This is a genomic window from Rhodobacteraceae bacterium M385 (genome assembly GCA_025141835.1).
In the GTDB taxonomy this organism is placed as follows: domain Bacteria; phylum Pseudomonadota; class Alphaproteobacteria; order Rhodobacterales; family Rhodobacteraceae; genus Gymnodinialimonas.
This window is the reverse complement of sequence record CP081102.1, coordinates 2,896,237-2,922,565: the sequence shown is the minus strand read 5'-3', so window position 1 is coordinate 2,922,565 and position 26,329 is coordinate 2,896,237. Positions and strand designations below refer to the sequence as shown.

Here is a 26,329-nt window from a genome sequence, read left to right as displayed (position 1 = left end):
GGCCTCTGTTCCTTTCACCTTGAGTGAATCGGACTCAAGTGCTCCCTTGAACCTGCACGGAGGCAATGGCGTCTCCGGCCCGAATTTCCCGAAGTCCGGGATTGCGTAGCAAAGCCGCTGATCGTGTCGCCTCCTCCTGCGACACTTTCGGCGGCTTTTTGTTTTTCCGCCAAGGGCAATCGCCCCTTGGCACCCAGCCATAGGATTGATCCAGATGAACCGGATAATCGCTGCCCTTGCCACCACCACCGCCCTTGCCGGCCCCTTGGCCGCGCAGGACCTTGAAATTGATGAACTGACCTTCGGCTTCATCAAACTGACCGACATGGCGCCCCTCGCCATTGCCTATGAGATGGGCTTCTTCGAGGATGAGGGCCTGTTCGTCACCCTGGAGGCCCAAGCCAATTGGCGCGTCCTGCTGGATGGGGTCATCGACGGCACGCTTGACGGGGCCCACATGCTTGCGGGCCAACCCATTGCCGCCACCATCGGCTATGGCACTCAGGCCAATATCATCACGCCATTCTCGATGGACCTGAACGGCAACGGCATCACGGTTTCCAACGACGTTTGGGAACTCATGCGGCCTCATATCCCCTCCATGGACGATGGCCGCCCGGTTCACCCGATCTCGGCGTCGGCCCTTGCCCCTGTCGTGGAGCAATACCGCGAAGAAGGCACGCGCTTTGACATGGGCATGGTTTTCCCTGTCTCCACCCACAATTATGAAATCCGTTTCTGGCTGGCCGCAGGCGGCTTGAACCCAGGTTTTTATAGCCCCGAGGACATCACCGGCACGATTGACGCCGATGTTTTCCTGTCCGTCACGCCGCCGCCCCAGATGCCCGCCACGCTGGAGGCCGGCACGATCTTTGGCTACGCCGTGGGCGAGCCTTGGAACCAACAGGCGGTTCAGCGTGGCATCGGCGTGCCCGTGGTCACCGATTATCAGCTTTGGCCCAACAACCCCGAAAAGGTCTTCGGGATCACCGAAGAATTCGCCGAGCAGAACCCCAATACCACCCAAGCGATCGTGCGCGCGCTGATCCGTGCGGGCATGTGGTTGGACGAAAACGACAACGCCAACCGTGAGGAGGCCGTGTCGATCCTGTCCTATCCTGAATACGTGGGCGCGGACGAAGAAGTCATTGCCGCCTCCATGACCGGCACCTTCGAATTCGAGCCCGGCGACGTGCGCGAGGAGCCCGATTTCAACGTCTTCTTCCGCTACTACGCGACCTATCCGTTCTACTCTGATGCCGTCTGGTATCTGACGCAGATGCGCCGTTGGGGCCAAATCCCCGAGCAGATGTCGGACGAATGGTATCACGAGGTCGCCGCCCAAGTTTACCGCCCCGACATCTACCTAGAGGCCGCACGGTCGTTGGTGGATGACGGTTTGGCGGCGGAAGAAGACTTCCCTTGGGACACCGATGGTTTCCGCCCGGTCGAGACCGAAATGATGGGCGGCGTGGACTACGATGGCCGCTATCCAAACGCCTACATCGACGCTTTGGAAATCGGTCTGACCGGTGACGAAGTGGTCGTTGATGGTGTCGTCACCGGCGGCTGAGCGCGCCCCCGGGCCTAGGCCCGGTCTACCAAATGCTGCGGGTGCGAAGGTGTGCCCGCAGTGGACGCCTAATTTTTGGGCGGCGCACAGGGCGTACACCGGGGCGTACACACCCCGTACACACAGCCCCCGCCCGCGCTGCCTTGATTGAACCCGTGATCCCCCCGCGCTGCACCGCAGAGGAGCCGCTGACATGACGACGATAGACCCAAATTTTGACGCAGACCGCGAGGCCCGCCGCGAGCGCCGCTTTACCGCGATCAACAAGGCCGACGCCTGGTTTCGTGTGCTTGGCCTTGCTTGGCTTACGCCGATGCTGCGGATAGCGGCGGGCGACAACCCCCGTGCCCAAGGCGGCGAAATCTGGCGACTGCTGGGGGTGCCCCTGCTGGCGATTGCCGCGTTCTTGATGCTGTGGGCGACCCTTGCGCCGACCGTTCAGACATCGCTGGGCGCGATCCCCGGCCCGGCGCAGGTGTGGGAGCAGGTGGGCAACCTGAACGACGATGCGATCCGCACCCGAGAGCGCGCCGCCGAGTTCTACGAGCGCCAAGAGGTCCGCAACGAAGAGCGTATCGCCAATGGCGAAGAGGCCCGGCCGATCCGCGATTTCACCGGCGCGCCGACGTATTACCAGCAAATCTGGACCTCGATTAAAACCGTCTTTTTCGGCTTCCTGATCGCCACCGCCGTGGCCGTGCCCTTGGGGATTGCGGCGGGCCTGTCGCCCACCGCCAATGCGGCGATCAACCCGATCATCCAGATATTTAAACCGGTCAGCCCGCTGGCCTGGTTGCCGATCGTGTCTATCGTTGTTTCGGCGCTGGCCGCCGATGACGGCTTGTTCGAGAAATCCTTCATGGTGTCCGCCATCACGGTGACGCTGTGTTCGCTGTGGCCCACGTTGATTAACACCGCGCTGGGTGTGGCGAGCATCGACAAAGATTTGGTTAACGTCTCCAAGGTTCTGAAAATGGGCACCTGGACGAAAATCCAGAAGCTGGTGCTGCCCTCTGCCTTGCCGCTGATCTTTACCGGACTGCGGTTGAGCCTTGGTGTTGGCTGGATGGTGCTGATCGCCGCCGAGATGCTGGCGCAGAACCCCGGCCTTGGCAAATTCGTGTGGGACGAGTTTCAGAACGGCTCGTCTCAATCGTTGGCCAAGATCATGGTGGCGGTGCTGACCATCGGCATCATTGGTTTCCTGCTGGACCGGCTGATGTTCACGATCCAGTCGCTTTTCACCTTCACAAACAACCGCTGAGGGCCGCGACATGTCATTCATGAACCTTAAAGATGTGTCCAAGAGCTACGGCGAAACGCCGGTGCTGAGTGACATCAACCTAGAGATCAAGGAGGGTGAATTCCTTGTCCTTCTGGGTTTCTCGGGGACCGGGAAAACCACGCTGATTAACCTGATGGCGGGGCTGGAGACGCCTACCGGGGGAGAGGTGACTTTCAAGGGCAAACCGGTGCTGGAGCCGGGTCCGGAAAGGGGGGTGATTTTCCAGAATTACTCGTTGATGCCGTGGTTAACGGTGGGAGGAAATGTAGGGCTGGCCGTGGACACGATGTTCGGCGATCTGCCCAAGGCCGAGCGGGCAGAAAAGGTCGCGACATACGTCGATATGGTGGGGCTGTCGCCCGCCATCGGGCGGCGTCCGGCGGAGCTGTCGGGGGGGATGCGGCAAAGGGTTAACGTGGCGCGGGCGCTGGCGATGGACCCTGAGATGTTGCTGCTGGACGAGCCGCTAAGCGCGTTGGACGCGCTGACGCGGGCGAATTTGGCCGAAGAGATCGAGCGGATCTGGGAGGCCAACCAGAAAACCTGCGTGCTGATTACCAATGACGTGGACGAGGCAATTTTGCTGGCGGATCGGATTATTCCGCTGAACCCGGACGGCACCTTGGCAGAGGCGTTTGAGGTGAAAATCCCGCGGCCCAGAGACCGGGTGGCGATGAACACCGACGCCGAATTTATCCGGCTGCGGGCGGAGGTTACGAAGTACCTGATGGACGTGGGGATTGAGGCGAAGGTGGAGGGGGCAAGGCAGTTGCCCGATGTGACGCCGATCCACCAAGTGCCCTCGGCCGTTGCTAACGCCGCGCAATCGGCGCTGGAGGAACGGTATCTGGAGTTCTCCAAGGTGCACAAGATTTACCCGACGCCCAAGGGGCCGCTGACGGTGGTGGAGGACTTCGATCTGAAGCTGCGCAAGGGAGAGTTCATCTCGCTGATCGGCCATTCGGGATGCGGAAAATCCACGGCGTTGACCATGGTGGCGGGGCTGAACGAGATATCCAAGGGCGCGATCAAGCTGGACGGCCGCGCGGTGGAAGGGGCGGACCCGGAGCGCGCGGTGGTGTTTCAGTCGCCGTCGCTGTTCCCATGGCTCACGGCGCGGGAAAACTGCGCCATCGGGGTGGATAAGGTCTATCCCAACGCGTCGCGCGAGGAACGCCAAGACGTGGTGGAATATTATCTTGAGCGGGTCGGTCTGGCGGACTCGATGGATAGATCGGCCGCGGACCTGTCGAACGGCATGAAGCAACGGGTCGGCATCGCCCGCGCCTTTGCGCTTTCCCCCAAACTGCTGCTGTTGGACGAGCCCTTCGGGATGCTCGACAGCCTGACCCGGTGGGAGTTGCAAGAGGTGCTGATGGAGGTGTGGTCGCGCACCAAAGTCACCGCGATCTGCGTCACCCATGATGTGGACGAGGCCATCCTGCTGGCCGACCGCGTCGTGATGATGACCAACGGCCCACAAGCCACCATCGGCAAAATCACGGACGTGAATCTGCCTCGACCTCGCACGCGCAAGGCGCTGTTGGAGCATCCTGATTACTACGACTACCGCCAAGATGTGCTCGATTTCCTTGAGGAGTACGAGCACGGCGCGAAACCGAAAACGAAACCAACACCAACACCAACACCAACACCAAAGGCCGGGGCGACACCGCCCAAGGCTGTCGCAGCGGAGTGAGTGATATGAGCAAGCAAAAACTCGTTGTGATTGGGGCGGGCATGGCCTCGGGGCGGGTGCTGGAGCACCTGACCGACGCTGCCCCTGATGCCTTTGACATCACCCTGTTCAATGCAGAGCCGCGCGGCAATTACAACCGCATCATGCTGTCCCCGGTCCTGTCGGGCGATCAGGCCTACACCGATATCGTCACCCATGACGAGGCATGGTACGCCGACCGCGATATCACCTGCCGCTTCGGCGAACGCGTGCTGGAGATCGACCGCGACGCCAAAGTCGTCGTGGGCGAAAATGGCCACGTCTCCTATGACAAACTGATCTTCGGCACCGGGTCGGACCCCTTCATGATCCCACTGCCGGGCCATGATCTGGACGGCGTCATTGCCTACCGCGATCTGGAAGACACGGAACGGATGATGGGCCTGCAAGCCGGTCAAAAATGTGTCGTGATTGGCGGCGGATTGTTGGGCCTTGAAGCTGCCGCCGGCATGGCCGCGCGCGGTGTTGAGGTTACCGTCGTTCACATCATGGGCCACCTGATGGAGCGGCAGCTGGACGAGGCCGCAGGCTACCTTCTGCGCAAGTCATTGGAAGACAAGGGCATTACGATTTGCCTGCAAGCGAACTCGAAGGAAATCACCGGCGAAAACGGCCATGTGAAGGCGTTGATGCTGGATGACGGCACCGAATTGCCCTGTGATCTGTTGGTCATGGCTGTGGGCATTCGCCCGTCGGTCGCATTGGCGAAAGAGGCGGGATTGGCCGTGGGCCGGGGCATTCATGTGGATGACCAGATGGGCACCTCGGACGCGGATATCTGTGCGGTGGGCGAATGTGTGGAGCACGACGGCGCGATCTTCGGCCTTGTGGCGCCGCTCTACGACCAAGCCAAAGTGTTGGCCCGATCGCTTCTGGGGCAAGAGGCGCGTTTTGTGCAGAAATCCCTGTCCACGAAGTTGAAAGTCACGGGTTGCGACCTGTTCAGCGCGGGCGATTTTGCCGATGGCGAAGGGCGCGAGGATATCGTGCTGCGGGACCCCGCACGTGGCATCTACAAACGCCTTGTGATCGAGGGCAACAAGCTGGTCGGGGCCGTCATGTATGGCGATACCGCCGATGGCAATTGGTTCTTCCAGATGATCAAGGACGGGACCGACATCGACGAGATGCGGGAAACCTTGATCTTTGGGCCAGCCTATCAGGGGGGCGATACCTCGGACCCGCTCTCAGCCGTTGCAGCCTTGCCGCTTGATGCGGAAATCTGTGGCTGCAACGGCGTTTGCAAAGGCACAATCGTAGAGGCAATCGCTGGCGGGGCAGGGGATTTGGGGGCGGTTCGCGCCTCGACCAAGGCCAGCGCGTCGTGTGGGACATGCACGGGATTGGTGGAACAACTGCTGCAAGTCACCTTGGGCGATGATTTCCAATTGCCCACGGCGCAGCCCGTGTGCGGCTGCACCGACCACACCCACGAAGATGTGCGACGGTTAATCAAGACGATGCCCCTGAAGTCGCAAGAGGCAGTGTGGCAGGAATTAGGGTGGAAAACGCGCAACGGCTGCCATGTCTGCCGTCCGGCGATCAACTTCTACCTGCTGGCCGATTGGCCGTTGGACTACCAAGACGACCCGCAAAGCAGGTTCATCAACGAGCGCAAGCACGCCAACATCCAGAAGGATGGCACGTTTAGCGTTGTACCACGCATGTGGGGCGGGATCACCAACCCAAGCGAACTTCGCGCCATTGCCGATGCTGCCGATAAATACAACGTCCCCACGGTGAAGGTGACAGGCGGTCAGCGCATAGATTTGCTGGGGGTGAAGGGCGAGGATTTGCCCGGCATCTGGTCGGATCTGAACCGCGCGGGGCTGGTCAGCGGCCACGCCTATTCCAAGGGGTTGCGCACGGTGAAGACCTGCGTCGGCACGGACCATTGCCGCTTTGGCACCCAAGACAGCACCGGGCTTGGCATCAAGTTGGAAAAGGCGCTGTGGGGGTCGTGGACGCCCCATAAGGTGAAGCTGGGCGTGTCGGGTTGCCCGCGCAACTGCGCGGAAGCCACCTGCAAGGACGTGGGTATTGTCTGCGTGGACAGCGGCTATCAGGTCAGCGTCGGCGGCGCGGCGGGCATGGACGTGAAAGAGACGGAAAAGCTTTGCGATGTGGCCTCGGAACAAGAGGCGCTGGATGTCACGATCGCCTTTGTGCAGCTGTACCGAGAGAACGCCAAATACCTTGATCGCGCCTACAAATGGATCGCCAAGGTGGGGTTGGATTGGGTGCAGGATCGCATTGCCGATCCGGCTGAACGAGCGCGCCTGATTGTGGCGTTCGAGTTGAGCCAGAGCATCTACCGCAAAGACCCCTGGGCAGAGCATGCCACACATCAAGCCGAGCGCTATCAGCCTTTGGCCGATCTTACATTGGAGGCCGCAGAATGAGCTGGGTAGATATCGGAGCCGTGGAGGCCGTGCCGGAACGCGGCGCAAGGGTGTTGAAGACAGCAATGGGCTGCGTCGCCGTCTTTCGGACCGGCCCGGAGGAGGTCTTTGCCGTCTCTGACACCTGCCCACACAAGGCGGGGCCGTTGTCGGAGGGGATTGTTCACGGCCAATCCGTGACCTGTCCGTTACACAATTGGGTGTTTGATCTGAACACCGGAGAGGCTCAAGGAGAGGACGCCAGCATTGCCACCTATCCCGTGAGGGTCGAGGCGGGGCGCATCTTGGTGGATGCACGCGCCTTGGCAGCGCGGAGTGCCGCGTGATGGACGGCGCGGGCGCCGCCCCTGAGGTCCGATCGACCTGCCCCTATTGCGGGGTCGGGTGCGGCGTGTTGCTGCGCCCCGACGGGGCGGGAGGGCTGGCGGTACGCGGAGACCCTGACCACCCCGCCAACCGCGGCAAGCTCTGTTCCAAGGGCACGGCGCTTGGGGACACGGTGGGGCTTGGCGGGCGGTTGAACACGCCTATGGTGGGCGGGCTTGAGGCCACATGGGACACCGCGCTGGATAAGGTGGCGGGCACGTTCAGGGATGTGATTGCCAAACACGGGCCGGACGCGGCGGCGTTCTACGTGTCGGGGCAGTTGTTGACGGAGGATTACTACGTCGCCAACAAGCTGATGAAGGGGTTCATTGGCTCGGCCAATATCGACACGAACTCCAGGCTCTGCATGGCCTCCACCGTGGCGGGCCACAAACGCGCCTTCGGCACGGACACGGTCCCCGGCACCTACGATGATCTGGACGAGGCCGATTTGGTGGTGCTGGTCGGCTCCAACCTCGCGTGGTGCCATCCCGTCCTGTACCAGCGTGTCAAAGCGTCTGGCGCAAGGATCGTGGTGATTGACCCGCGCCGCACCGCCAGTTGTGACGGCGCCGAGATGCATCTGGCCGTGGCCCCCGGCGCCGATGTGGCGCTGTTCAACGGCTTGCTCTGCGCCATCGACGATGCCGGCGCCTTGGATGAGGAATATCTGCGTGATACCAATGGCTTGCAGGACGCCCTTCAAGCGGCGCGCGCCGATGACGCGGCGAGGACGGGCCTGGGCCCGGAGGAGCAGGCGCGGTTCTACAACCTGTGGATCAACACCAAAAAGGTCGTCACGATCTTCAGCCAAGGGGTGAACCAATCCTCCAGCGGCGCGGACAAAGTCAACGCGATCCTGAACTGTCATCTCGCCACGGGCCGTATCGGCAAGCCCGGTATGGGGCCGTTCTCTGTCACCGGCCAGCCCAACGCCATGGGCGGGCGAGAGGTCGGCGGTCTGGCCAATATGCTTGCCTGCCACCTTGATCTGGAAAACCCTGATCACCGCGCGGCCGTGCGTCGTTTCTGGCAAGCCCCCCACATCCCCGAGGCCCCCGGCCTGAAGGCCGTGGACATGTTCCGCGCCGTGGGCGAGGGGCGGATCAAGGCGCTGTGGATCATCCACACCAACCCCGCCGTCACCATGCCCGAGGCCGACGCCGTGCGCGACGCCATTGCGGGATGTGACTTTGTCGTCGTCAGCGACGTGACCGGGGCCACGGATACCGCCCGTCTTGCCGATGTGCTACTGCCCGCCACCGCCTGGGCCGAGAAAGACGGCACCGTCACCAACTCGGATCGGACCATCTCCCGCCAACGTGCGGTGCTGCCTGCGCCCGGGCACGCACGGCCCGATTGGAATATTCTGGCCGATGTTGCCCGCCGCATGGGCTGGGCTGCCGCCTTTGATTACACCTCTCCGTCTGAAATCTTCCGGGAATATGCGGCCCTGTCAGGCATCGCCGCGCGGTTTGGGCGCGACTTTGATATCTCGGCCCTTGGTGATCTGGATGACACGGGCTACGCCGATCTTAGCCCCACGCGCTGGCCCATCAGCGCCACTCGCCAAGGCGGGCGCTTCTTTGCGGACGGGCGCTTTTATCACGCAGATGGCAAGGCCCGCCTTCTGCCTGTCAGCGCCCGCGCGCCTGCGGCTGAAACCTCGGACACCTATCCGTTCCGCCTAAACACCGGGCGGGTGCGGGACCAGTGGCACACCATGACGCGTACCGGCCTGAGCCCGCGCCTTTCGGGCCATCTGGCTGAGCCTTATCTGGACATTCACCCCAAGGATGCCACGCGCCTTGGCCTTGCCGCCGCCGATCTGGCCGAGGTCACATCGGCCCATGGCACTGCCATTTTGCGGGTTCGCCTCACCTCTGACGTCGCCCCCGGCCAGCTGTTCGCGCCGATCCATTGGACCGGAGAGACCGCGCCCACGGGCCGGATCGACGCGGTGATTACGGCGGCAACCGATCCGATTTCAGGCCAGCCCGAAAGCAAGGCGGCGGTGGTCGCGGTCAAGCGGATGGAGGCGGCGTGGTACGGCTTCGCAGTGTCAGCCACGCCGATGCGCCCCGATTGCGACTATTGGGCCGTGGCCCCAACCGCCGCAGGGCAGCGGATTGAGCTTGCAGGACGCGACACGCCCGAGGGTTGGGAAGCCGCCGCACGCCGCCTGTTCGATCTGCCACATGCATCAGTGACCTCGATGCTGGACCCTGCACGGGGCACGGCAAGGCTCGCCTTCGAGCAAGACGGGCGCACCATCGCGGCGCTTTTCGTGTCGCCCCAGCCCGTGGCAGTAATGCGCGACTATCTGGCGACGGTGCCGGGGGCGCGCTCTGCTACCTTGCTGACCGGGCGTCCGCCCGCCGATGTGTTTGATCCCGGCGCGACGCTTTGTGCGTGTTTCGGGGTGGGGATCAACACCATAACCGCCGCGATCGAGGAACAGGGATTGCTGAGCGTGGAGGCCATTGGCGCGTCGCTTCAGGCGGGCACCAACTGCGGATCATGCAGGCCAGAACTGGCGGCGCTTTTGGCGCAAACACAGGCGCGGCCGGCGGCCCGTCACCGCGAGGCGGCGGAATGAGTGCAGCCCCCCACCTGGCGCCTTACGTGGCCATATTGGGGCGGGGGCCGGGGCGGTCCAGGTCCCTGACGCGGGATGAGGCTTTCGCGGCGATGGAGATCATGCTGTCGGGCGACGCCGCGCCGGAAGCCGTGGGGGCGTTATTGATGTTGTTGCGGATGAAGGGTGAAGCGGCGGGCGAAATCGCAGGCTTTGCCGCCGCTGCACAATGCACCTGTCCGGCTTTGCCCATGGCCGATCTGGATTGGCCAAGCTACGCCGCCGGACGCACGAGGGGCCTGCCGTGGTTCCTGTTGTCCGCCCGTCTTGTGGCAATGGCGGGATACCGCGTCGTGCTGCACGGCTGGAACGGGCGCGACGATGCGGTGCGCGCCCATTTGGCCACCGCCGGGATCGTCACCGCGACCACGGCGGACACGGCAGAGGCCGCGATGGCAAAGCAGGGGATTGTTTATCTACCGCTAGAAGACGTCCACCCCGCGCTGCACCATCTGCTGGCGCTGCGCCCGGTGTTGGGCCTGCGGTCCTGCATCAATACCGTCGCGCGGATGCTGAACCCGGCCCGGGCGGCGGCCAGTGTGCAGGGCGTTTTCCATCCCTCGTACCGGTTGTTGCAGGCCGATGCGGCGCAGGCTTTGGGCTGGCAAGCGCTAAGCGTCATCAAGGGCGGCGGCGGAGAGTTTGAGCGTCACCCCGGCAAGGGGATCACCGGCTTTGGATTGCGCGAGGGGCAAGCGTGGGACGCGCAACTGCCCGCGTTACGCCATGACACCCGCCGTTTGGCGGAAGTGGCGGGTGGCGTCACCTTGGGTTCGCTTTGGGAAGGGGCCGCGACCGACGCCTTTGCCGAAGATATCGTGATCGGCACCGCCGCGCTGGCGTTGGAAACCCTCGGCTCGGACGCGCCTTTGGAAACGGCCCAGAGCCTTTGGCAAACCCGCCCCCCCTTACAGGAGACCGCCGCATGAAGAGTTTTCCGATGTTTTTCCGCACCACGGGGCGGCGTGTCGTGATTGTGGGCGGGGGGGAGCAGGCAGCGCAGAAGGCAAGGTTGATCCTGAAGACCGACGCCAAAATCGTGCTGGCCGCGCCAGAGTTGGATGCGGAATTGGTGGGGGTGGTGGCCTCGGCGCGGGCCAAGCATGACGCGGGGCCGGTGACAGTGCAAACCTTTGAGGGCGCGGCCATGGCGTTTATCGCCACCGGTTGCCCCGGAAGGGACGCCGCGCTGCACGCCTTGGCCAAGGCGGCACGTTGCCCGGTGAACGTGGTGGATCGCCCTGACCTTTGCGACATCACGACCCCGTCGATCGTGGACCGTGATCCGGTAGTAGTGGCCATCGGAACCGAAGGGACCGCGCCTGTCTTGGCCCGAGAGGTGAAGACACGGGTGGAGGAATTGTTGCCTGTCAATATTGGCGGTTTGGCAGAGTTGGCGGGTCGCCTGCGCCCAGCGGTCAGTGCTCATGTCCCGCGGGCCCATCGCCGCGCGTTTTGGGCTTGGGTTTTCAAAGGCGCGCCTCGCGACATCTGGACCCGAGGGGCCGAGCGCGACGCGGCCCGGCAGATCAAGGATGCCATCGCAAAAGGGGCGGCGCCTGACGCGGCGCAAAAGGGCTCTATCGCGCTGGTGGGCGCGGGGCCGGGGGCAAGGGATTTGCTGACCCTACGCGCCGTGCAACGGTTGCAGGAGGCCGACGTGATTTTCTACGATCGCCTTGTGGATCCAGAGGTGCTGGAGCTGGCCCGCCGTGACGCGGAGCGGGTGTTTGTGGGCAAGCATGTGGGGGCTCACGCCTGGCCACAGGATCAGATCAACGGCATGATCGTGGCAGAGGCGTTGAAGGGGCGGCAAGTGATCCGGCTGAAATCCGGCGATCCGGGTATCTTTGGCCGCGCCGGAGAGGAAATCGCCGCAGCCGAGAAGGCAGGCGTCCCGGTGGAGATCGTGCCGGGCATCACCGCCGTTTCGGCAGCAGGTGCCGCGATGGGGCAGAGCCTGACCACAAGGGGGCAGTCGGATACCTTGGTGTTGGCGACGGGCACCGGAAGCGCCGAGGCCCCGTTCCCCGACTGCGTCCGCCACACGGGCCCCGGTACCACGACGGCGATCTATATGGGCGTGCGGCAAGTGGACCGCATCTGCGCGGCCTTGCTTGAGGCGGGGTTCCCGGCCCAAGCGTCAGTGGATGTCTGTGTGGACGTCTCGAAAGACACTCAGCGGTTGTTGAGCGAACCGGTCGCGACATTGCCCGCGCGGATGCGGGCGGAAGGGATCGAGGGCTGCGCGATCTTGCTGGTGAGGTGGCCTGTGACGCTTGACCGGGTGGCCTCAGAAACGGTGCAACCGGCGGTTTTGCAAGCCGTGTCGTAGGGCTGCTTGGACGCGGGTGGTGTCGACGCAAAATGTGCGTTGTCAGCATCAGTGTTGGAAATTTGAATGTTGTTTGGAAGAGCCACTCCGCGCTCAAGTAGCCCGCAGGGCGGTAGCGCAAGGACGCACGCGCTCAAGTAGCCCGCAGGGCGGTAGCGCAAGGACGCACGCGCTCAAGTAGCCCGCAGGGCGGTAGCGCAAAAAAGAAGTGGTGCGGGCGGCGCGCCTTGAATTCTCATATCGCATCATGTCATGTTGATTCAAATGACAATCAAAACAATTGCTTGCTCAGTTCTATGTGTTCCATATTGCCTCGCATTACTTCATGGTATACCAAATATAGAGGTGGATAGAAAGGTGGATTGAATGGGGCACCAGCTGAACAAGCTTACGTCGACGTTCGTTCGATCCGCTCCGCCAGGCAAGTACTCGGATGGAGGCGGACTCTGGTTGTTCAAACGCCCCGATGGTGGCGGCCAATGGGTCTTACGTGTAACTGTCTATGGTCGGCGCAGAGAAATGGGCCTTGGCTCGCTCCTGTATGTGTCCTTGAAAGAAGCCCGGGGCGAAGCAGAGAAATGGCGGAGCTTAGCTCGGAAGGGCGTCGATCCGATCAAAGCACGCGATAAGCAGCGGCTCGAAGCGGAACGCAATCTTCACGCTCTCGAAGACATCGCCAAGGATTGCTTTGAGTCGCGGAAGGCGGAACTAAAGGGTGACGGGAAAGCTGGTCGTTGGTTTTCCCCGCTCGAACTTCATGTACTGCCGAAGCTTGGCAAAGTCCCTGTCGCGGAAATCGACCAGCGCGACATTCGCGACACTCTTCTGCCCATCTGGCATTCCAAAGCATCTACCGCCAAGAAAGCAATCGAGCGTTTGTCCGTGTGCCTACAACATGGCGCAGCTCTGGGCTTGGACGTGGACCTTCAGGCTGTCGCTAAAGCGCGTGCCCTTTTGGGTGCTCAGCGCCACACTGTGACGCATATTCCATTTTTGCCGTGGCAAGAGGTACCTGCTTTCTACGCCTCTCTCGGACCTGACACAATTACTCATCTAGCCCTCAAACTCCTGATCTTGACTGTCGGTACGAGGTCTAGACCACTGAGGCTGCTTCGAACCGAACAGATCACAGATAACGTTTGGATCGTGCCCGCTGAGAATATGAAATCAAGACAGGGCGCTGGGCAAGATTTTCGCGTTCCATTGTCATCTCAAGCGTTGGAGCTGATCGAGACCGCGAAAGCCTTCGAGCGTGATGGCTTTCTGTTTCCAAGTGCGCGCAAGGGGGTCATTTCCGATGCGACGATGTCGCGGCTTATGGAAAGGCGGGGGATGGCAGCACGTCCGCACGGGTTTAGGTCCAGTTTCAGAACGTGGTGTTCCGAGGCAGCTGATATCCCATGGGAAGTGGCTGAGACCTGCATTGCTCATAGCACTGGTGGCAAAGTGGAGCGCTCCTACAAAAGAACAGACTTCCTAGAGAAACGCCGAGATGTCATGCAGCGCTGGGCGGATTTTGTGGACGGGTAAAAGAAAACAATTGAGCCCTATCATGAAGAGCACTCGGCCGGCGTCATGATGTAAGCCCTAAGACAAATAGGCGCTGTAGCTCTTGTCTAGGTCAACTCTCTCCTATCAGTGTCTTAATTGGCCTCGCAAGAGTGCAATTTCTCAGTGGGTTCTCCGCAAGCCACCCCTAGCCTTCATTCATTGGGCGATTACAGAAATTTCGCAACAATCAGCTACAACTAAGCCCGTGAGATTATCCACATTTCGCTTTCTGCGATAAATGAAACTTCCACGAGAGGATAAAGAACCATGGAATCTATTAACGGAGTTGTCCTTCCCTTTTTTGATCGCAAAGGGGCGCCGATCAATGACCCATCGCTGTTACTGTTCGCGGCAGCGGCGGCTCCCGACATTGATGCGGTGCACGAGTTACACAATACGTTGCAGGCGATTACTCAAAGTGAGGCCGCAGACCCCACCAGCAAAGCTTCAAGAGTTATCCGGAAACAGTTACTGTACGATGGTGGCTTGCGGCGATCTTATGCTGGAGCTGTTGTGCTTGAGCTAGCTGCACATTACCTTGAAACTGCTGGACACCTGGCACTTAACAACGCCTATGAACGTGTTGCTGAACACATGCGAACTGATGGGCGCTCCAATCCGGTAGCCAGTCTTAATACGAATATTCGGCAAGCATTTAAAGAGTTTCGAGCCAATGCGCATATCTTGGCTGCAACTGAATGCTGGCCTGAGAGCTTCGAAAACATTGAACTCTGCAATGTTTGTTTGGAGAGCACCCTTAGGCGTGCCCGGTGGTTTGAACAGTATCTAGACAACTATTTCGATGCACACAAATCCTCTAGTTGGGCACCGCTTCGGATCCCCGCGCAGCTCGACGTTGCTCGGATCACGCGGACTGCGAACGGCGCGATTGTCGATGTGACGCCTGACCAATGTAATCAATCTCACGGGTGACAAAAAAAATTTGTACCTGCCGAAAAAGCACGATGACTTCTAGCGACTTCTGAAAACACAGGAGTTGTTATGACATATATTACCCTCTCCGCACTCAGTGCGAAACTCGGCGGCCGTAGCCGCAGCTCAATCTACCGTGACGTGGAAGCCGGCCGCCTGCCCCCGCCGATCAAACTCGGGCGCCGTATCTACTGGAGCAAAGACGCAGTCGATCGCACGCTCACCAATTTGACCGAAGGGGCATAAGAATGGCCCCTCGTCACAATGAATGGGCCTTCGAGATCGCCAACCACCATGACCTGAAAATGGGCCAACGCCTGGTCCTGTTGGCGCTCGCCCACCACCGCAATAAATCGACTGGCAAGTGCTACCCGTCTTTGGAAACGCTTGCAAAATTGAGCAACCTTGATCGTCGCACTGTACAGCGCCACCTCAAGTCGCTGCGTGATAATGGCGTAATCACAATTGAGGAGCGGTTTCATAGCAACCGCCAGCTCTCGAACCTCTACGGTTTCCCGCTTTTGAACTAACCTCTAGGGGCGGCAAAAAAAACGCCCCTTTTTAGGGCGGCAGTAGTGCCGCCCGGACATACCCCTACGGGGATATTTCTTACCAGGAAAGAGAATATGGGTTTTCCCTTTAACGCTCCGCAACCGATCATGGCTCTCGCTCAGGGTCGCTGGGAGCAGATCCTAATTCAACTCGGGGTGGAGCCGAGTTTCCTTCGCAACGTTCACGGTCCCTGTCCCTTCTGCGGTGGTACGGACCGCTACCGTTTTGACAACAAAGGCGGTAACGGCACGTTCTTCTGCAACCAGTGCGGTGCCGGCAATGGCGTCGAGTTCGTCAAACGCTGGCTCAAGGTCGACTTCGGGGGCGCGGCGGACGAAGTGCGCGCCGTCTTGGGTGAAACACATTTCGTTCGCCATGTGACACCAGCAAAGGGCGCCAACGCCTTGGAGCAAACCGCGAACGTTGACGGCAGCAAAGCCGAGCTGTTGTGGGGTATGGGGCGGCAGATTACTCCGCAAGATGATGCAGGTCAGTACCTTCTGAGCCGTGGCCTTAACATTCCCGACACGGCAGATTACCTCCGGTTCATGGCGTGCTGCCGCTACTCTGCTCGCAAAGTCTTCCCAGCCCTCATTTCGGCCATCAAAAGTCCTGACGGGCGCTTGAGGAGCATTCACAAGACATTTCTTCTTTCTGGCAAGAAGGCACCAGTGTCACCCGCGCGTAAAGTTATGAAAGGTCCGATCCCTGAAGGCGGAGCGGTGCCTTTGGCACCGTTCGGGCGCTACATTGGCGTCGGCGAGGGTATTGAGACCAGCTTGGCGGCCGGCACATTGTTCGAAATGCCAGCCTTCGCGGCCCTGTCGTCGCAAGGCATGGAGCGTTTCATCCCTCCCGTCGGCGTGGAGATTGTTACCGTCTTTGCGGACAATGATATCGATGGCTGCGGTCAGCGAGCTGCCGAGACATTAGCGCAACGACTTCTGTCTGATGGTTTCGACGTGGAGATCGAGATCCCTGAGCGCTCTGGTACCGATTGGAACGACGTGTTGAAGGAGGAGCTTTAGATGGCGTCCCCTGAATCCGCCTCTGAGGAGGCCCGTGAAATCATTCTTGGAATCTATGCCGAGTTCGCGCAGCGTCCTTCAGAGCTGTTTGACTATTTCGAGCACGCTGGATTTGACGCGAGCGTCATCCCCTTTGCTCGGGATCTTCCTGCCGCATGGCTCGGGTTCTATCGCATCAAACCTGGCATTTATGATCTTTCTGCAGCTCTAGAACATCTGCATACTTGGCCGCCCATTGCTGCAGAAATAGAGCGTCGACTCAGCAATAGGTAAGCGGAAATTGCCTAATGATTTGTGAAGATTTAGTATGTTTCGATGCCAGAACGTACGGGCATATCGTTGGCGACGAATTCGATACAGGGTTGGGGTTTGTTGATGTGGTCAGAACTCCCTGCCACTTCGGAGGATCCCGGCATTGGTTTCTCTGTCCTCGGTGCCGAGATCGCAAAGCTATCCTCTACGTCGTCGTCGGAGCCGTCATGTGCCGTAGTTGCGGGCAACTGCGCTATCGTATGGAGACCGCCACCGCTGACGACCGCAAGGCCCTACAAATCCGGAAGTGCTTCAAGAAGTTGGGAGCGCCTTCTTTGATGATCACGGCCACTCCGCCGGAGAAGCCCAGAGGCATGCATTGGGCGACGTACCTAAAAATCTGCGGTAAAATCCGCGACCTTCAAGCGCAACGTAATGCAGAGCTTGTAGCTATTCTCAAGCGGATGGAAAGATCTGTGTAGCTTGATGAAAGGCGAATGCTCCTCTCTACGGAGCGGCTCGCCGCTACTTTGTCTACGGTTGATCTGCGGAATCATCGCGAAGGTAGCGCCACCAAGCAAACTGGGACAAGCGATCGAACTGTGTGAAGCTTGCTTTGTTTGGTTGAACGGAACCAAGTCACTTCGGGCGAGGCCTTGCCGAAGTACTCCCTTAAACGAAAAGTAGCGAGCGCCAGTGCTTGATACCCTCGCTAACCGCACTGCCTCAATCTTTTGCGAAAATTGCCGCGCGTACGCTTTCCAGTTTGCAAACGCTGCGGAAATACATGGCTAACCGCGTGAGCCGGTTTGGAAATGCACCATAACGTATGAGGTGCCCCTAGTTTCCTAGACACCTGCCTCTCTCAGTTTCTGCTGTCTTCTTTCGAAGTCAACGGGCGACAGCATGCCGTTGTTCGTGTGCTTGCGCTTTGGGTTGTAGAACATCTCGATGTACTCGAACACGTCCTGCCGCGCGGCCTCTCGGGTCACATAGGTCTGTCTTCTGATCCGTTCCCGTTTGAGCAGCTGGAAGAAGCTCTCCGCCACTGCGTTGTCATGGCAGTTTCCACGTCGGCTCATGCTGGCTTCCAGATCATGCTGCGACAGGAATGTACGCCATTCGCGACTCGAGAACTGGCTGCCCTGATCCGAGTGAACCAGGACGGTGTCCGTCGGATTCCTACGCCAGACGGCCATGAGCAACGCCTGTAGGGCCAACTCCGTCGTCATGCGGGGCTGCATCCACTGTCCGGCAGGCGATTGCAAAGCAATCTGCCGAGAGGGGACCAGCCGACAACCCGTCGAGAGAACAGGTCGATGACGACGGACAGATACGACCAGCCTTCGTGCGTTCGGATGTAGGTAATGTCGGTCACCCAAGTCTGATCGGGCGCATCAACTTTGAACTGACGGTCCAGCCTGTTCTCAGCAACGATCGCGGGCTTGCCACCATACCGTCCGGGACGGCGCCGATAGCCGATCTGGGCCGCGATCCCAGCAAGGCTCGCCAGTCGCGCCACCCGGTTCGGCGAGCACGTCTCGCCTTGATCACGCAGGTCGTCGTGCAGCTTGCGGTAACCGTAGACCTTACCGCTGTCCGACCAAGCATCGCGGATCAGCGTGGTCTGCCTGGCGTCCTCCTTCGCCCGTGCGCTCACCGGCTCTCTCAGCCAAGCGTAGAACCCACTTACATGGATCCGCAGCATCCGACACATGGCCCGGACGCCGAACTCCTCGCGGTGCGCCCGGATGAAGGCGTACTTCATCGGGACTCTCGCGCGAAGTACGCGCTCGTCCATTGTCCTCGGACCAATGGCGGACAAAGGCCTCGCCCTTTTTTAAGATATCGCGCTCCTCGGTGACTCGAGCCAAGTCGCGCTTCAGACGCCGGTTCTCGGCTTCATGATCAACCCCGCCGCGCTTGGACGCAGGCGCGCCGTAGAGCTTCAGCCACTTGTACAGAGAATACGCGCTGACGCCCAAACGCTTCGAGACCTCTCGAACCGGATACCCTCGCTCGGTGATCTGCGCGACCGCGTCCCGCTTGAAATCATCGCTGTAGTTGTTTGTCCCCATGTCGGCCTCCTAGCCTCAAAATTAGGGGGCAAAGCGTCTACAAATCTAGGGGCACCTCAGTAAGATATTGGTGTCCAATGACCTCCCAACTACCAAGTGTCTCGGTAATCATCATTGGGTGTATCGTTCGGAACGTGCGGAGCAGACTTCGTGTAGAATTTCGACGAATTCATCCCTCGCCTTGTGGGGGCGCTTCGTATCCGAAACGAAGTACCCGAATTCGATGGTTACTCTTGGGTGCCATGGGCGGATCGCGATCCCTAGCTCTTCCTCAGGTGTTACTGTGATTGCATCTGTGAACGCGAACCCGAGCCCTGCTTGGACCATTCGCAGAGCAGCGCGACTAATTGATACTTCGTGTGTTACTTCAAGCCGTGCGTCCGCTTTCGTCAATTCACGGTCGAGCAAGGTTCGCATGTTGGTCGTTTCTTCCAGTGCGATATAAGGCATATCAACAACATCCTTGGGTGTTATGCATGGCTTCAGGGCCAAAGGATGAGCGGTTGGCACAACGACTTGCATATCTGCCTGCGCAAGAAATCGTAGTGACGGGTTCCGATCTGGGAGCGGCAAAGTGGCGATCCCAACGTCGTACATTCCGTGAAGAATCCGCCGGCCGAGGTACCGTCGGGGGTGCACCTCCAATTTGACCTTGATCGTTGGGTCTCGCTTTAGAAGCTCTGCAATTGCAGGAACCATCAGCCCTTCTGCTAGGCGGGGGTGACAGATAACTCGCAAGGGCGGCGAAGCATTTGTTGCGATCTCTTGGAACATAGCGGGCAGATCGTCTATCGAAGCGAGAATTCGCAGAGCTTCTGGGTAAAAAACCTCCCCTTCCACCGTGGGGATTAGGCGTTTGCGCTCACGGTGAAAAAGCTGAATGTCGAATTCGGTTTCAAGAATCTGGATCAGACGGCTAGCGGCGGGTTGGCTGAGGTTCATCTTTCGACATGCCTGGGCCAGCGTGCCCTCTTCCATAATATTCACAAAGACGCGGAGGCTCTTGAGGTTCATCGGCCTTGCTTTCCGTTAGGTCAACGCGGGTGGAGTTCACAGGCGCTCACAATTCTTTGCAAAATTCGAACTGTAGTTCAAATTATTCTAATTTTTAGAACAACTTTTGTAGGTTAACGTGGCCCGATAACAACTCGGAAAATAATCCGATACATCCCAACAAGGAACACACCATGGACCGTAGAACATTCCTCAACATCGCTCTCGCGACACCGGCGCTTGTCGGATTGAGCGGCACCGCTGCAATGGCTGAATGGGCGCCACGACGCCCTGTTAACCTCATCGTGCCGTTTGGTGCGGGTGGTGGTACCGACAGCTTCGCGCGCGCGCTTGCATCGGGCGCAAATACCGCTCTTTCTGTTCCCATCGTTGTGGTCAATCGGCCGGGCTCGTCCGGCATTACGGGTGCGATCGAAGCTGCGGGTGCACGACCAGACGGCTCGACGTTCATGATGACGTCCGGCGGATCGTTTCTACTGTCAACGATGTTGCGAGATACGGAAGTGAACCCGTTCGACAGCTTCGAACTGGTGGCACAAATTGGCAACCTTTCCACGTCGCTAATGGTGGCGATGGACAGCCCCTATCAGACGATCGACGACCTCGCAGCTGACGCACGTGCACGTCCCGGAGAGTTGCGTTGGAATCACACTGGCCGTGGTAGCTTCCATCATGTTGCGGGGCAGGGTTTTATGAACGCAGCTGGTCTGGAGGGCGTCGATGTGCCCTACGATGGCGGTGGCGCCACACGTGCGGCGGTTATTGGAGGTCAGGTCGATTTTGGCATGATCGGCATCCAGCAGAGTGCAGGTTTCGAGAACGAGTTGCGAGTTCTTGCCGTTGTCTCTGATAGCCGTGACGCCATCGCGACGGAGGTTCCCACATTCGCCGAACAAGGCTACGACGTTCCCCTGATCTCCTCACCAATTACGGTGTTTGCGCCGCTCGGCATGGACCCCGAGATCCGTGAAGGCATGGAAGCCGCGCTGGAGACGATAACCAGCCAAGCGGATTTCGCGACCGCGATGGCAGAGCTTGGGAACACCCCTGCCTATCTTGATGGTGCAGCCGCACGCTTGCGACTTGAACGGATGCGGGATGCCGCTGCCCCTATCATTGCGGCAATGTCTCAATGACAGCGCAGGCTTCTTCAAAAAGCTCGTTGAACCAGACTTCCATCGTGGGGGGGGTGCTGACAGTGTTCGGCATCGCCACCACGATGGCCAGCTTCCAGATCAACTTAACGTACGACGGGGGATGGGGCGCTCGGATATTTCCCCTTGCGAGCGGAGCGGCGATCCTTGTGCTAGGCGTAGTGGAGCTGACGAAAGGTCTCATCGAGCGGCAGCAAACTACTCCGAAAAGTTATCCCTTCGGTGTAATCGCGAGCCTTTTAGCTTTGGCGTTGGTATATGCATTTTTGATTGGTGCTGTTGGCTACTTGATAAGCACTGCAATCGTCGCGCCGCTTTCCATGCTCCTGTTCGGCGTTCGTGACTGGCGCGGCTTGATGGCCGCGGCAGTGCTTTGCCCGGCAATCTACCACCTCATCTTTTTTGAGGGATTGGGGGTGTTTCCTCCGTTTGGGCGCTGGTTCGATTTACTTGATGTGATCCAGGGGTACTAACGCGTGGATATCTTTCTTGCACTGGGGAACGTGCTGACCGACCCAGGCCTTTTGGGGTGGGTGCTTACCGCTGCCGTCGTGGGCATGATCGCAGGCGCCATCCCGGGCCTAACAGCCTCTGCTGCGATCGCGATGCTTCTTCCGTTAACCTTCTATATGGAGCCGATTTCAGCGCTCGCGTTTCTCTACGTGATTGGGAAGTCAGGCCGCTATGGCGGGTCGATTTCAGCAATTTTGTTCAACACGCCGGGCACCGCAGCTTCAGCAGCCACCCAGATTGACGGTTATCCACTTGCCCGGAGCGGCATGGCGTCGAAGGCAATGAAGGTCGCGACGATCTCTTCCGTCATCGGTGATTTCACAGGAGATATCCTTTTGATCGTGGGCGTCGGCGCAATTGCGGCCATTGCCCTCAGCCTTGGTCCGCCGGAGCTGTTTGCTATTTATTTTGCGGCCTTTGTCGTGATCGGTTCTGTGATCGGAAAATCAATTACCCGTGGATTGGCTTCCGCTGCGCTAGGCGTCTTGGTAAGCACAATAGGCTTGGACCCGATTTCTGCAGAGGACCGTCTAACCTTTGGCGTTTTCGATCTCACCAACGGCATTTCCTTAGTCCCGTTGATGATAGGCATTTTCGTTTTGGGTGAAGTTTTCGCTCAGCTCGAAAAACGCAACGCGTCTGTTGAGTTCGTGGACGACGCACAAGGGCAGGCGGGAAAGGCCCGCAATAGATTGAGTTGGTCTGAGTATCGCGCGTGTTTGCCGGATGTTCTCAGATCCTCCTTCATAGGGGCTTTCATCGGTATCCTACCGGGTCTTGGTTCTTCCATCGCTGCTTTCGTGGCATATGGCGAAGGAAAACGGCGCGCCAAGAACCCCGACACTTGGGGCACGGGCGTCCTCGAAGGTGTCGCCGCACCTGAAGCGGCCAATAACGCCGTATCAGGTCCATCCATGGCACCATTGCTGACGCTAGGCATTCCCGGATCGACCATCGGAGCGATTTTGATGGGCGTGTTCCTTATCCACGGAATTCAGATCGGGCCAACGCTTTTCACAACGTCACGGGAGTTGATCTTCAACCTCTTCGCTTGCGGACTGATCGGCATCGCGATGTACGGCTTGATCGGCTATTTCGGCGCGGCTTGGGTGGGGCGGTTCATCACCAAAATTCCCGTAAAAGTGCTCTATCCCATCATCTTTTTGACGTCCTTCATTGCCGCGTTCGCGTCGCGAGGAAACCTTTTCGACATACTTGTTATGGTTGTCGCAGGGTTTGGTGGCTGGCTTATGAAGAAGTTCGATTTTAACCCTGCCGCCTTCGTTATCAGCTTCGTGTTGGCAGGTGGTGCAGAAGAAACCTTCCGGCAATCGCTGCTGCTATCACACAATGGATTACTGATCTTCGTAACCCGACCCGTAGCGTTGTTATTTCTTATCATCGGCCTCGCCGCCCTCATTTTCCGGGCACGTGCGTTAAGCCAACAAGCAAAGGAGGCTTCGCTTAAAGATGCCTGATCATTCCTATCGTCCGGACCTTATGGGCCACGCCACTCTTGCCGACACCACACCTGTCGTTGCGGGGGCTTGGTCAAATTTCACCTTAACCTATACTGCGGGCCAATTTGGAATTGACGACCTGGGCGGCGTGCGCGTGGCAATGCGGACGCATTCAGATATGACGCCGCTGCAAACAACTGACCCCAAAGCCCCCGGCTATCTGACGGTTGAAGCCTCTAATGGCGCGCCGATTGACTACCGCTTCGATTACAAGCGCAACATCCGTCCATGGGGTAATTGTATCACCGTCCTGTGCAAGGGTTTCCTGAGGCCAGAAGACAGGTTGATCTTCCGCATAGGAGATCCGCGCGAAGGTTCCCCTGGCGTGCGCATGCAAACGCATTGTGAAAGTGCATTTCAATTTCGAGTCACCGTCGATGCTTTTGCGACGGTGGACTTCACGCCAATTCTAGAGGAGCGTCAGCCAGTCATCGCCATTGTCCCCGGCCCACCGGTGGTCTGGAAGGCCTTGTTGCCGACGCTGCGCCGTCCGGGAGAGCCGTTTCGGGCGATCGTTAAAGCCGAGGATCGCTGGGGAAATCCTAGTGATGGGTTTAATGGCATCCTTCGCATAAAGGCTACTCCTGAAATTGCAGGTTTGCCCGATACTGTCACCCTTGCGAAAGGTGAGTATTCGGCGATCATCGATGATCTTACCCTTGACGCGCCGGGGGATTATCAGATCGACATCCTCCATGGGGAAACAACTCTCGCGAGCACGAATATTCTGCGAATTGCCGATACCCCATATGCGCATTTCTGGTCGGACATGCATGGTCAATCCGGTGAAAGCATCGGCACTGGAACAGCACGGGAGTACTTTACATTCGCACGTGACCGCAGCTTCGTTGATGTCACCGGCCATCAGGCGAACGACTTCCAAGTCTCGGACGAATTTTGGGATGAAATTAACGAGCTAGCAGCGGAGTTCGACGAGGAAGGGAAATTCCTCTGCCTGCCCGGCTACGAATGGTCCGGGAATACAGGCTTGGGCGGAGATCATAACATTTGGTATCGAACAGAAGGTCGACCAATTTACCGCTCTAGTCGCGCACTGATTTCGGACGAAACGAACCCGGATACCGACTGTCATGATGTAAAGGACCTCTTTGAGGCTCTGCAAGGGGAAGACGTTATCGTTGTACCACATGTAGGCGGCCGGTTTGCGGATGTTTCCTATGCGCACGATGCCCGACTTGAGCCGTCAGTCGAGGTTCATTCCTCCTGGGGTACGTTTGATTGGATAGTCGAGCAAAGCCTTCAGAACGGCCATCGTATCGGGATCGTCGCCGGGAGCGATGGTCACAAGGGACGCCCCGGTGCGAGTTATCCCGGAGATGCTAAATTCGGCTCGTATGGTGGTCTGACCTGCCATCTTCTGCCGGAACTTAGTCGTGATGCGTTGTTTGAACAGTTTCGCCGCCGCCACCATTATGCAACCACAGGTGTGCGCTTGTTCTTGTCTAGCACCATAACGTTCGACGCCCCGGCGCATATCTATGACCGCAACCCAGATTTCGCGCCCAACCGTTTCACGTTACAAGACCACGCGATTATGGGCGATATTGTGCGGAGCAACTTCGACACTGCATCATTAGAAATTGAAGTTTCAGCGCCTTCGCCGATTGAGCGGGTCGATCTTTTCGACAGAAATGAATTGATGGAAACGGTTCGGCCTTTCACGGGGTTCGATCTTGGTGATCGGATCCGGATTATCTGCAAGGGGCAGGAAACACGGGGGCGAGGGCGCTTGGTAAAGTGGTCAGGAACGGCACGTTTGACCGGAGCCACAGTTACGCGGATTGCTGCAGTGAACTATTATAATCCGGATAGACAGCCACAACTTACCGCTCCGGACGTAATTGAGTGGGAGACCGTAACAACGGGAGGCTTCTCGGCGATTGATGTATGGCTATCTCGAGAAAGTGAAGATGTAGTGGTTGAGATCGAGACGAACCTAGGCGCTCTGAAGTTACCCCTTTCAGATATCCGTGACACGCCCACTGTCTTGGAATGTGGAGGGATCGACAAGACGCTGTCTGTTCAAAGATTGCCCGAAACGCTTTCCGAACGCAGCATCAAGATCTCTCGACGGATCAGCGCCCCGAACGATGGCGAGAGGGCCATTTTCGCACGAGTCTCGTTGGAGGATGGGCATGTCGCTTGGTCTAGTCCCATATATCTCGGGAAGGAATAAGCATGACTAGCCCCCTCGTAGGTATTCGGGTGATCGATTTTACTCATGTTCTGGCCGGGCCTGCCTGTGCCTATTACCTTGGGCTTTTGGGAGCGGAAGTTATAAAGGTCGAAAGCTCATTGCGCGGCGATGCCATGAGACACCGGGGTGGGACCGACCCAGATAGGGCGACTCAAGGGATGAGCACGGCCTATGTAACGCAAGCGGCGGGTAAGGCAGCGATTGCACTGGACTTAGCTACACCAGACGGCAAACGGGCGATGCAAGATCTGTTGCGTTCGGCCGACGTGCTTGTCGAAAACCATCGCCCTGTTACGCTAGCTGAGCTTGGCCTTGATGAGGCGAGTAATCTAGCTCTCAACCCTTCGCTTATCCATTGTGCAATGACGGGATACGGCAGGGGGGGCAGCAAAGCCAATGCTCCTGCCTATGATGTGAATATTCAGGCCGCATCCGGCATTATGTCTATCACAGGCACAACTGATACTGGCCCGCTTCGAACCGGAGCCCCGATCATGGATTACTCCACAGCTTTGGCCGCCGGTTTCGCAATTTCCGCGGCATTGTTTGAGCGTGAGAGAACCGGCCGAGGTGCCTTCATTGATGTCTCGATGCTGGACACGGCATATACGTTAATGAGTTCAACGATTACCGACTTCTTGGCGACAGGGAACGAGCCTGTCGGCCGCGGCAACGCCGCCAACAGTCGAAGCCCCGGGGCCGGCAGTTTCCCCTGTAAAGAAGGTGTGTTGAGTCTTGGGGTCAACGAGGAAACTCAATTCCGGGCACTCGCTATTGGGCTTGATCGTTCCGAGTGGTTAAGTGACCCGCGTTTCGCAAAACGTGACGCACGCAAGGAGAACTCAGGTCTTCTTGAAGTGGAAATTATTCGGGCTTTAGCACAGAGAACGGCCGATGAGTGGGAAGGGCACCTGCTCAAACTCAACGTACCTGTCGCGAAGGTACGCACGTTACCTGAAAGTCTGCAAATGACTGATGTCGAAGCACGCGGCTATCTACATCGTGACGAAGAAAGCGGACTGATGGTTCCCTGCCTGCCATTTCGTATCGGACAGGATATGGCACACAAGCCGCTTGGCACGATGAAAAGCCATGGTGCCGATACAAAGACTATCTTAGATGGGCTTTGTTCCGACACTTTGGAAGCAGATCGAAAAAAGCTTCTGCCCTAGCGCAAAA

The 26,329-nt window shown here is 58.9% G+C and carries 20 protein-coding genes and 1 pseudogene; 19 read left to right on the top strand and 2 right to left on the bottom strand.

Features of this window, described 5'->3' with window-relative positions; all coding sequences use genetic code 11:
- Positions 1-214 precede the first annotated feature (214 nt).
- From K3728_14205 to K3728_14140, 14 genes are all read left to right on the top strand, one after another.
- Positions 215-1,573, top strand: coding sequence for an ABC transporter substrate-binding protein (locus K3728_14205; GenBank protein UWQ94838.1), 1,359 nt, complete (start codon positions 215-217; stop codon positions 1,571-1,573).
- Positions 1,574-1,766: 193 nt separating this feature from the next.
- Complete coding sequence (locus K3728_14200; GenBank protein UWQ94837.1) at positions 1,767-2,837, top strand: ABC transporter permease; 1,071 nt, start codon at positions 1,767-1,769, stop codon at positions 2,835-2,837.
- A gap of 10 nt (positions 2,838-2,847) precedes the next feature.
- Complete coding sequence (locus tag K3728_14195) at positions 2,848-4,557, top strand: nitrate ABC transporter ATP-binding protein (protein UWQ94836.1); 1,710 nt, start codon at positions 2,848-2,850, stop codon at positions 4,555-4,557.
- A 5-nt stretch (positions 4,558-4,562) separates the two neighbouring features.
- Positions 4,563-6,998 carry a nitrite reductase large subunit NirB gene (gene nirB, locus K3728_14190; protein ID UWQ94835.1) on the top strand — a complete coding sequence of 812 codons (2,436 nt, stop codon included), beginning with the start codon at positions 4,563-4,565 and terminating at the stop codon, positions 6,996-6,998.
- Positions 6,995-7,324: a nitrite reductase small subunit NirD gene (gene nirD, locus K3728_14185; protein ID UWQ94834.1), complete on the top strand. Its 330-nt coding sequence runs from the start codon at positions 6,995-6,997 to the stop codon at positions 7,322-7,324. Before nirB ends, nirD begins: the two co-directional genes overlap by 4 nt.
- Complete coding sequence (locus K3728_14180) at positions 7,324-9,963, top strand: molybdopterin-dependent oxidoreductase (protein UWQ94833.1); 2,640 nt, start codon at positions 7,324-7,326, stop codon at positions 9,961-9,963. Before nirD ends, K3728_14180 begins: the two co-directional genes overlap by 1 nt.
- The gene (locus K3728_14175) at positions 9,960-10,931 is read left to right on the top strand and encodes a glycosyl transferase family protein (protein UWQ94832.1); all 972 of its coding nucleotides are present in this window, start codon (positions 9,960-9,962) and stop codon (positions 10,929-10,931) included. The genes K3728_14180 and K3728_14175 overlap by 4 nt, the downstream gene beginning before the upstream one ends.
- Complete coding sequence (cysG, locus tag K3728_14170; GenBank protein UWQ94831.1) at positions 10,928-12,337, top strand: siroheme synthase CysG; 1,410 nt, start codon at positions 10,928-10,930, stop codon at positions 12,335-12,337. Before K3728_14175 ends, cysG begins: the two co-directional genes overlap by 4 nt.
- 366 nt (positions 12,338-12,703) lie before the next feature.
- On the top strand, positions 12,704-13,867 hold the full coding sequence (locus K3728_14165; protein UWQ94830.1) for an integrase arm-type DNA-binding domain-containing protein: 1,164 nt from the start codon (positions 12,704-12,706) through the stop codon (positions 13,865-13,867).
- Positions 13,868-14,155: 288 nt separating this feature from the next.
- Complete coding sequence (locus tag K3728_14160) at positions 14,156-14,821, top strand: hypothetical protein (protein ID UWQ94829.1); 666 nt, start codon at positions 14,156-14,158, stop codon at positions 14,819-14,821.
- Positions 14,822-14,890: 69 nt separating this feature from the next.
- On the top strand, positions 14,891-15,067 hold the full coding sequence (locus K3728_14155; GenBank protein UWQ94828.1) for an AlpA family phage regulatory protein: 177 nt from the start codon (positions 14,891-14,893) through the stop codon (positions 15,065-15,067).
- A 2-nt stretch (positions 15,068-15,069) separates the two neighbouring features.
- The gene (locus tag K3728_14150; protein ID UWQ94827.1) at positions 15,070-15,351 is read left to right on the top strand and encodes a helix-turn-helix domain-containing protein; all 282 of its coding nucleotides are present in this window, start codon (positions 15,070-15,072) and stop codon (positions 15,349-15,351) included.
- Between the two features lie 96 nt (positions 15,352-15,447).
- Positions 15,448-16,401 (top strand): toprim domain-containing protein, encoded by a 954-nt coding sequence (locus K3728_14145; protein ID UWQ94826.1) that lies wholly within the window; start codon positions 15,448-15,450, stop codon positions 16,399-16,401.
- Positions 16,402-16,674: a hypothetical protein gene (locus K3728_14140; GenBank protein UWQ94825.1), complete on the top strand. Its 273-nt coding sequence runs from the start codon at positions 16,402-16,404 to the stop codon at positions 16,672-16,674.
- A gap of 827 nt (positions 16,675-17,501) precedes the next feature.
- Here the strand turns inward: K3728_14140 and K3728_14135 are convergent.
- Positions 17,502-18,731, bottom strand: a pseudogene (locus K3728_14135) (IS3 family transposase).
- Positions 18,732-18,842: 111 nt separating this feature from the next.
- On the bottom strand, positions 18,843-19,745 hold the full coding sequence (locus K3728_14130) for a LysR family transcriptional regulator (GenBank protein UWQ94824.1): 903 nt from the start codon (positions 19,743-19,745) through the stop codon (positions 18,843-18,845).
- A 173-nt stretch (positions 19,746-19,918) separates the two neighbouring features.
- Here K3728_14130 and K3728_14125 point away from each other — a divergent pair, with 173 nt between their 5' ends.
- Genes K3728_14125 through K3728_14105 form a run of 5 tightly spaced genes read left to right on the top strand, consistent with a single transcriptional unit; the run spans position 19,919 to position 26,322 of the window.
- A complete protein-coding gene (locus K3728_14125; GenBank protein UWQ94823.1) occupies positions 19,919-20,881 on the top strand; it encodes a tripartite tricarboxylate transporter substrate binding protein in 963 nt (320 codons plus the stop codon).
- A 26-nt stretch (positions 20,882-20,907) separates the two neighbouring features.
- Positions 20,908-21,372, top strand: coding sequence for a tripartite tricarboxylate transporter TctB family protein (locus K3728_14120; protein UWQ97570.1), 465 nt, complete (start codon positions 20,908-20,910; stop codon positions 21,370-21,372).
- A gap of 3 nt (positions 21,373-21,375) precedes the next feature.
- On the top strand, positions 21,376-22,890 hold the full coding sequence (locus K3728_14115) for a tripartite tricarboxylate transporter permease (protein UWQ94822.1): 1,515 nt from the start codon (positions 21,376-21,378) through the stop codon (positions 22,888-22,890).
- Positions 22,883-25,129, top strand: coding sequence for a DUF3604 domain-containing protein (locus tag K3728_14110; protein ID UWQ94821.1), 2,247 nt, complete (start codon positions 22,883-22,885; stop codon positions 25,127-25,129). Before K3728_14115 ends, K3728_14110 begins: the two co-directional genes overlap by 8 nt.
- Positions 25,130-25,131: 2 nt before the next feature.
- A complete protein-coding gene (locus tag K3728_14105; protein ID UWQ94820.1) occupies positions 25,132-26,322 on the top strand; it encodes a CoA transferase in 1,191 nt (396 codons plus the stop codon).
- Positions 26,323-26,329: the final 7 nt, after the last annotated feature.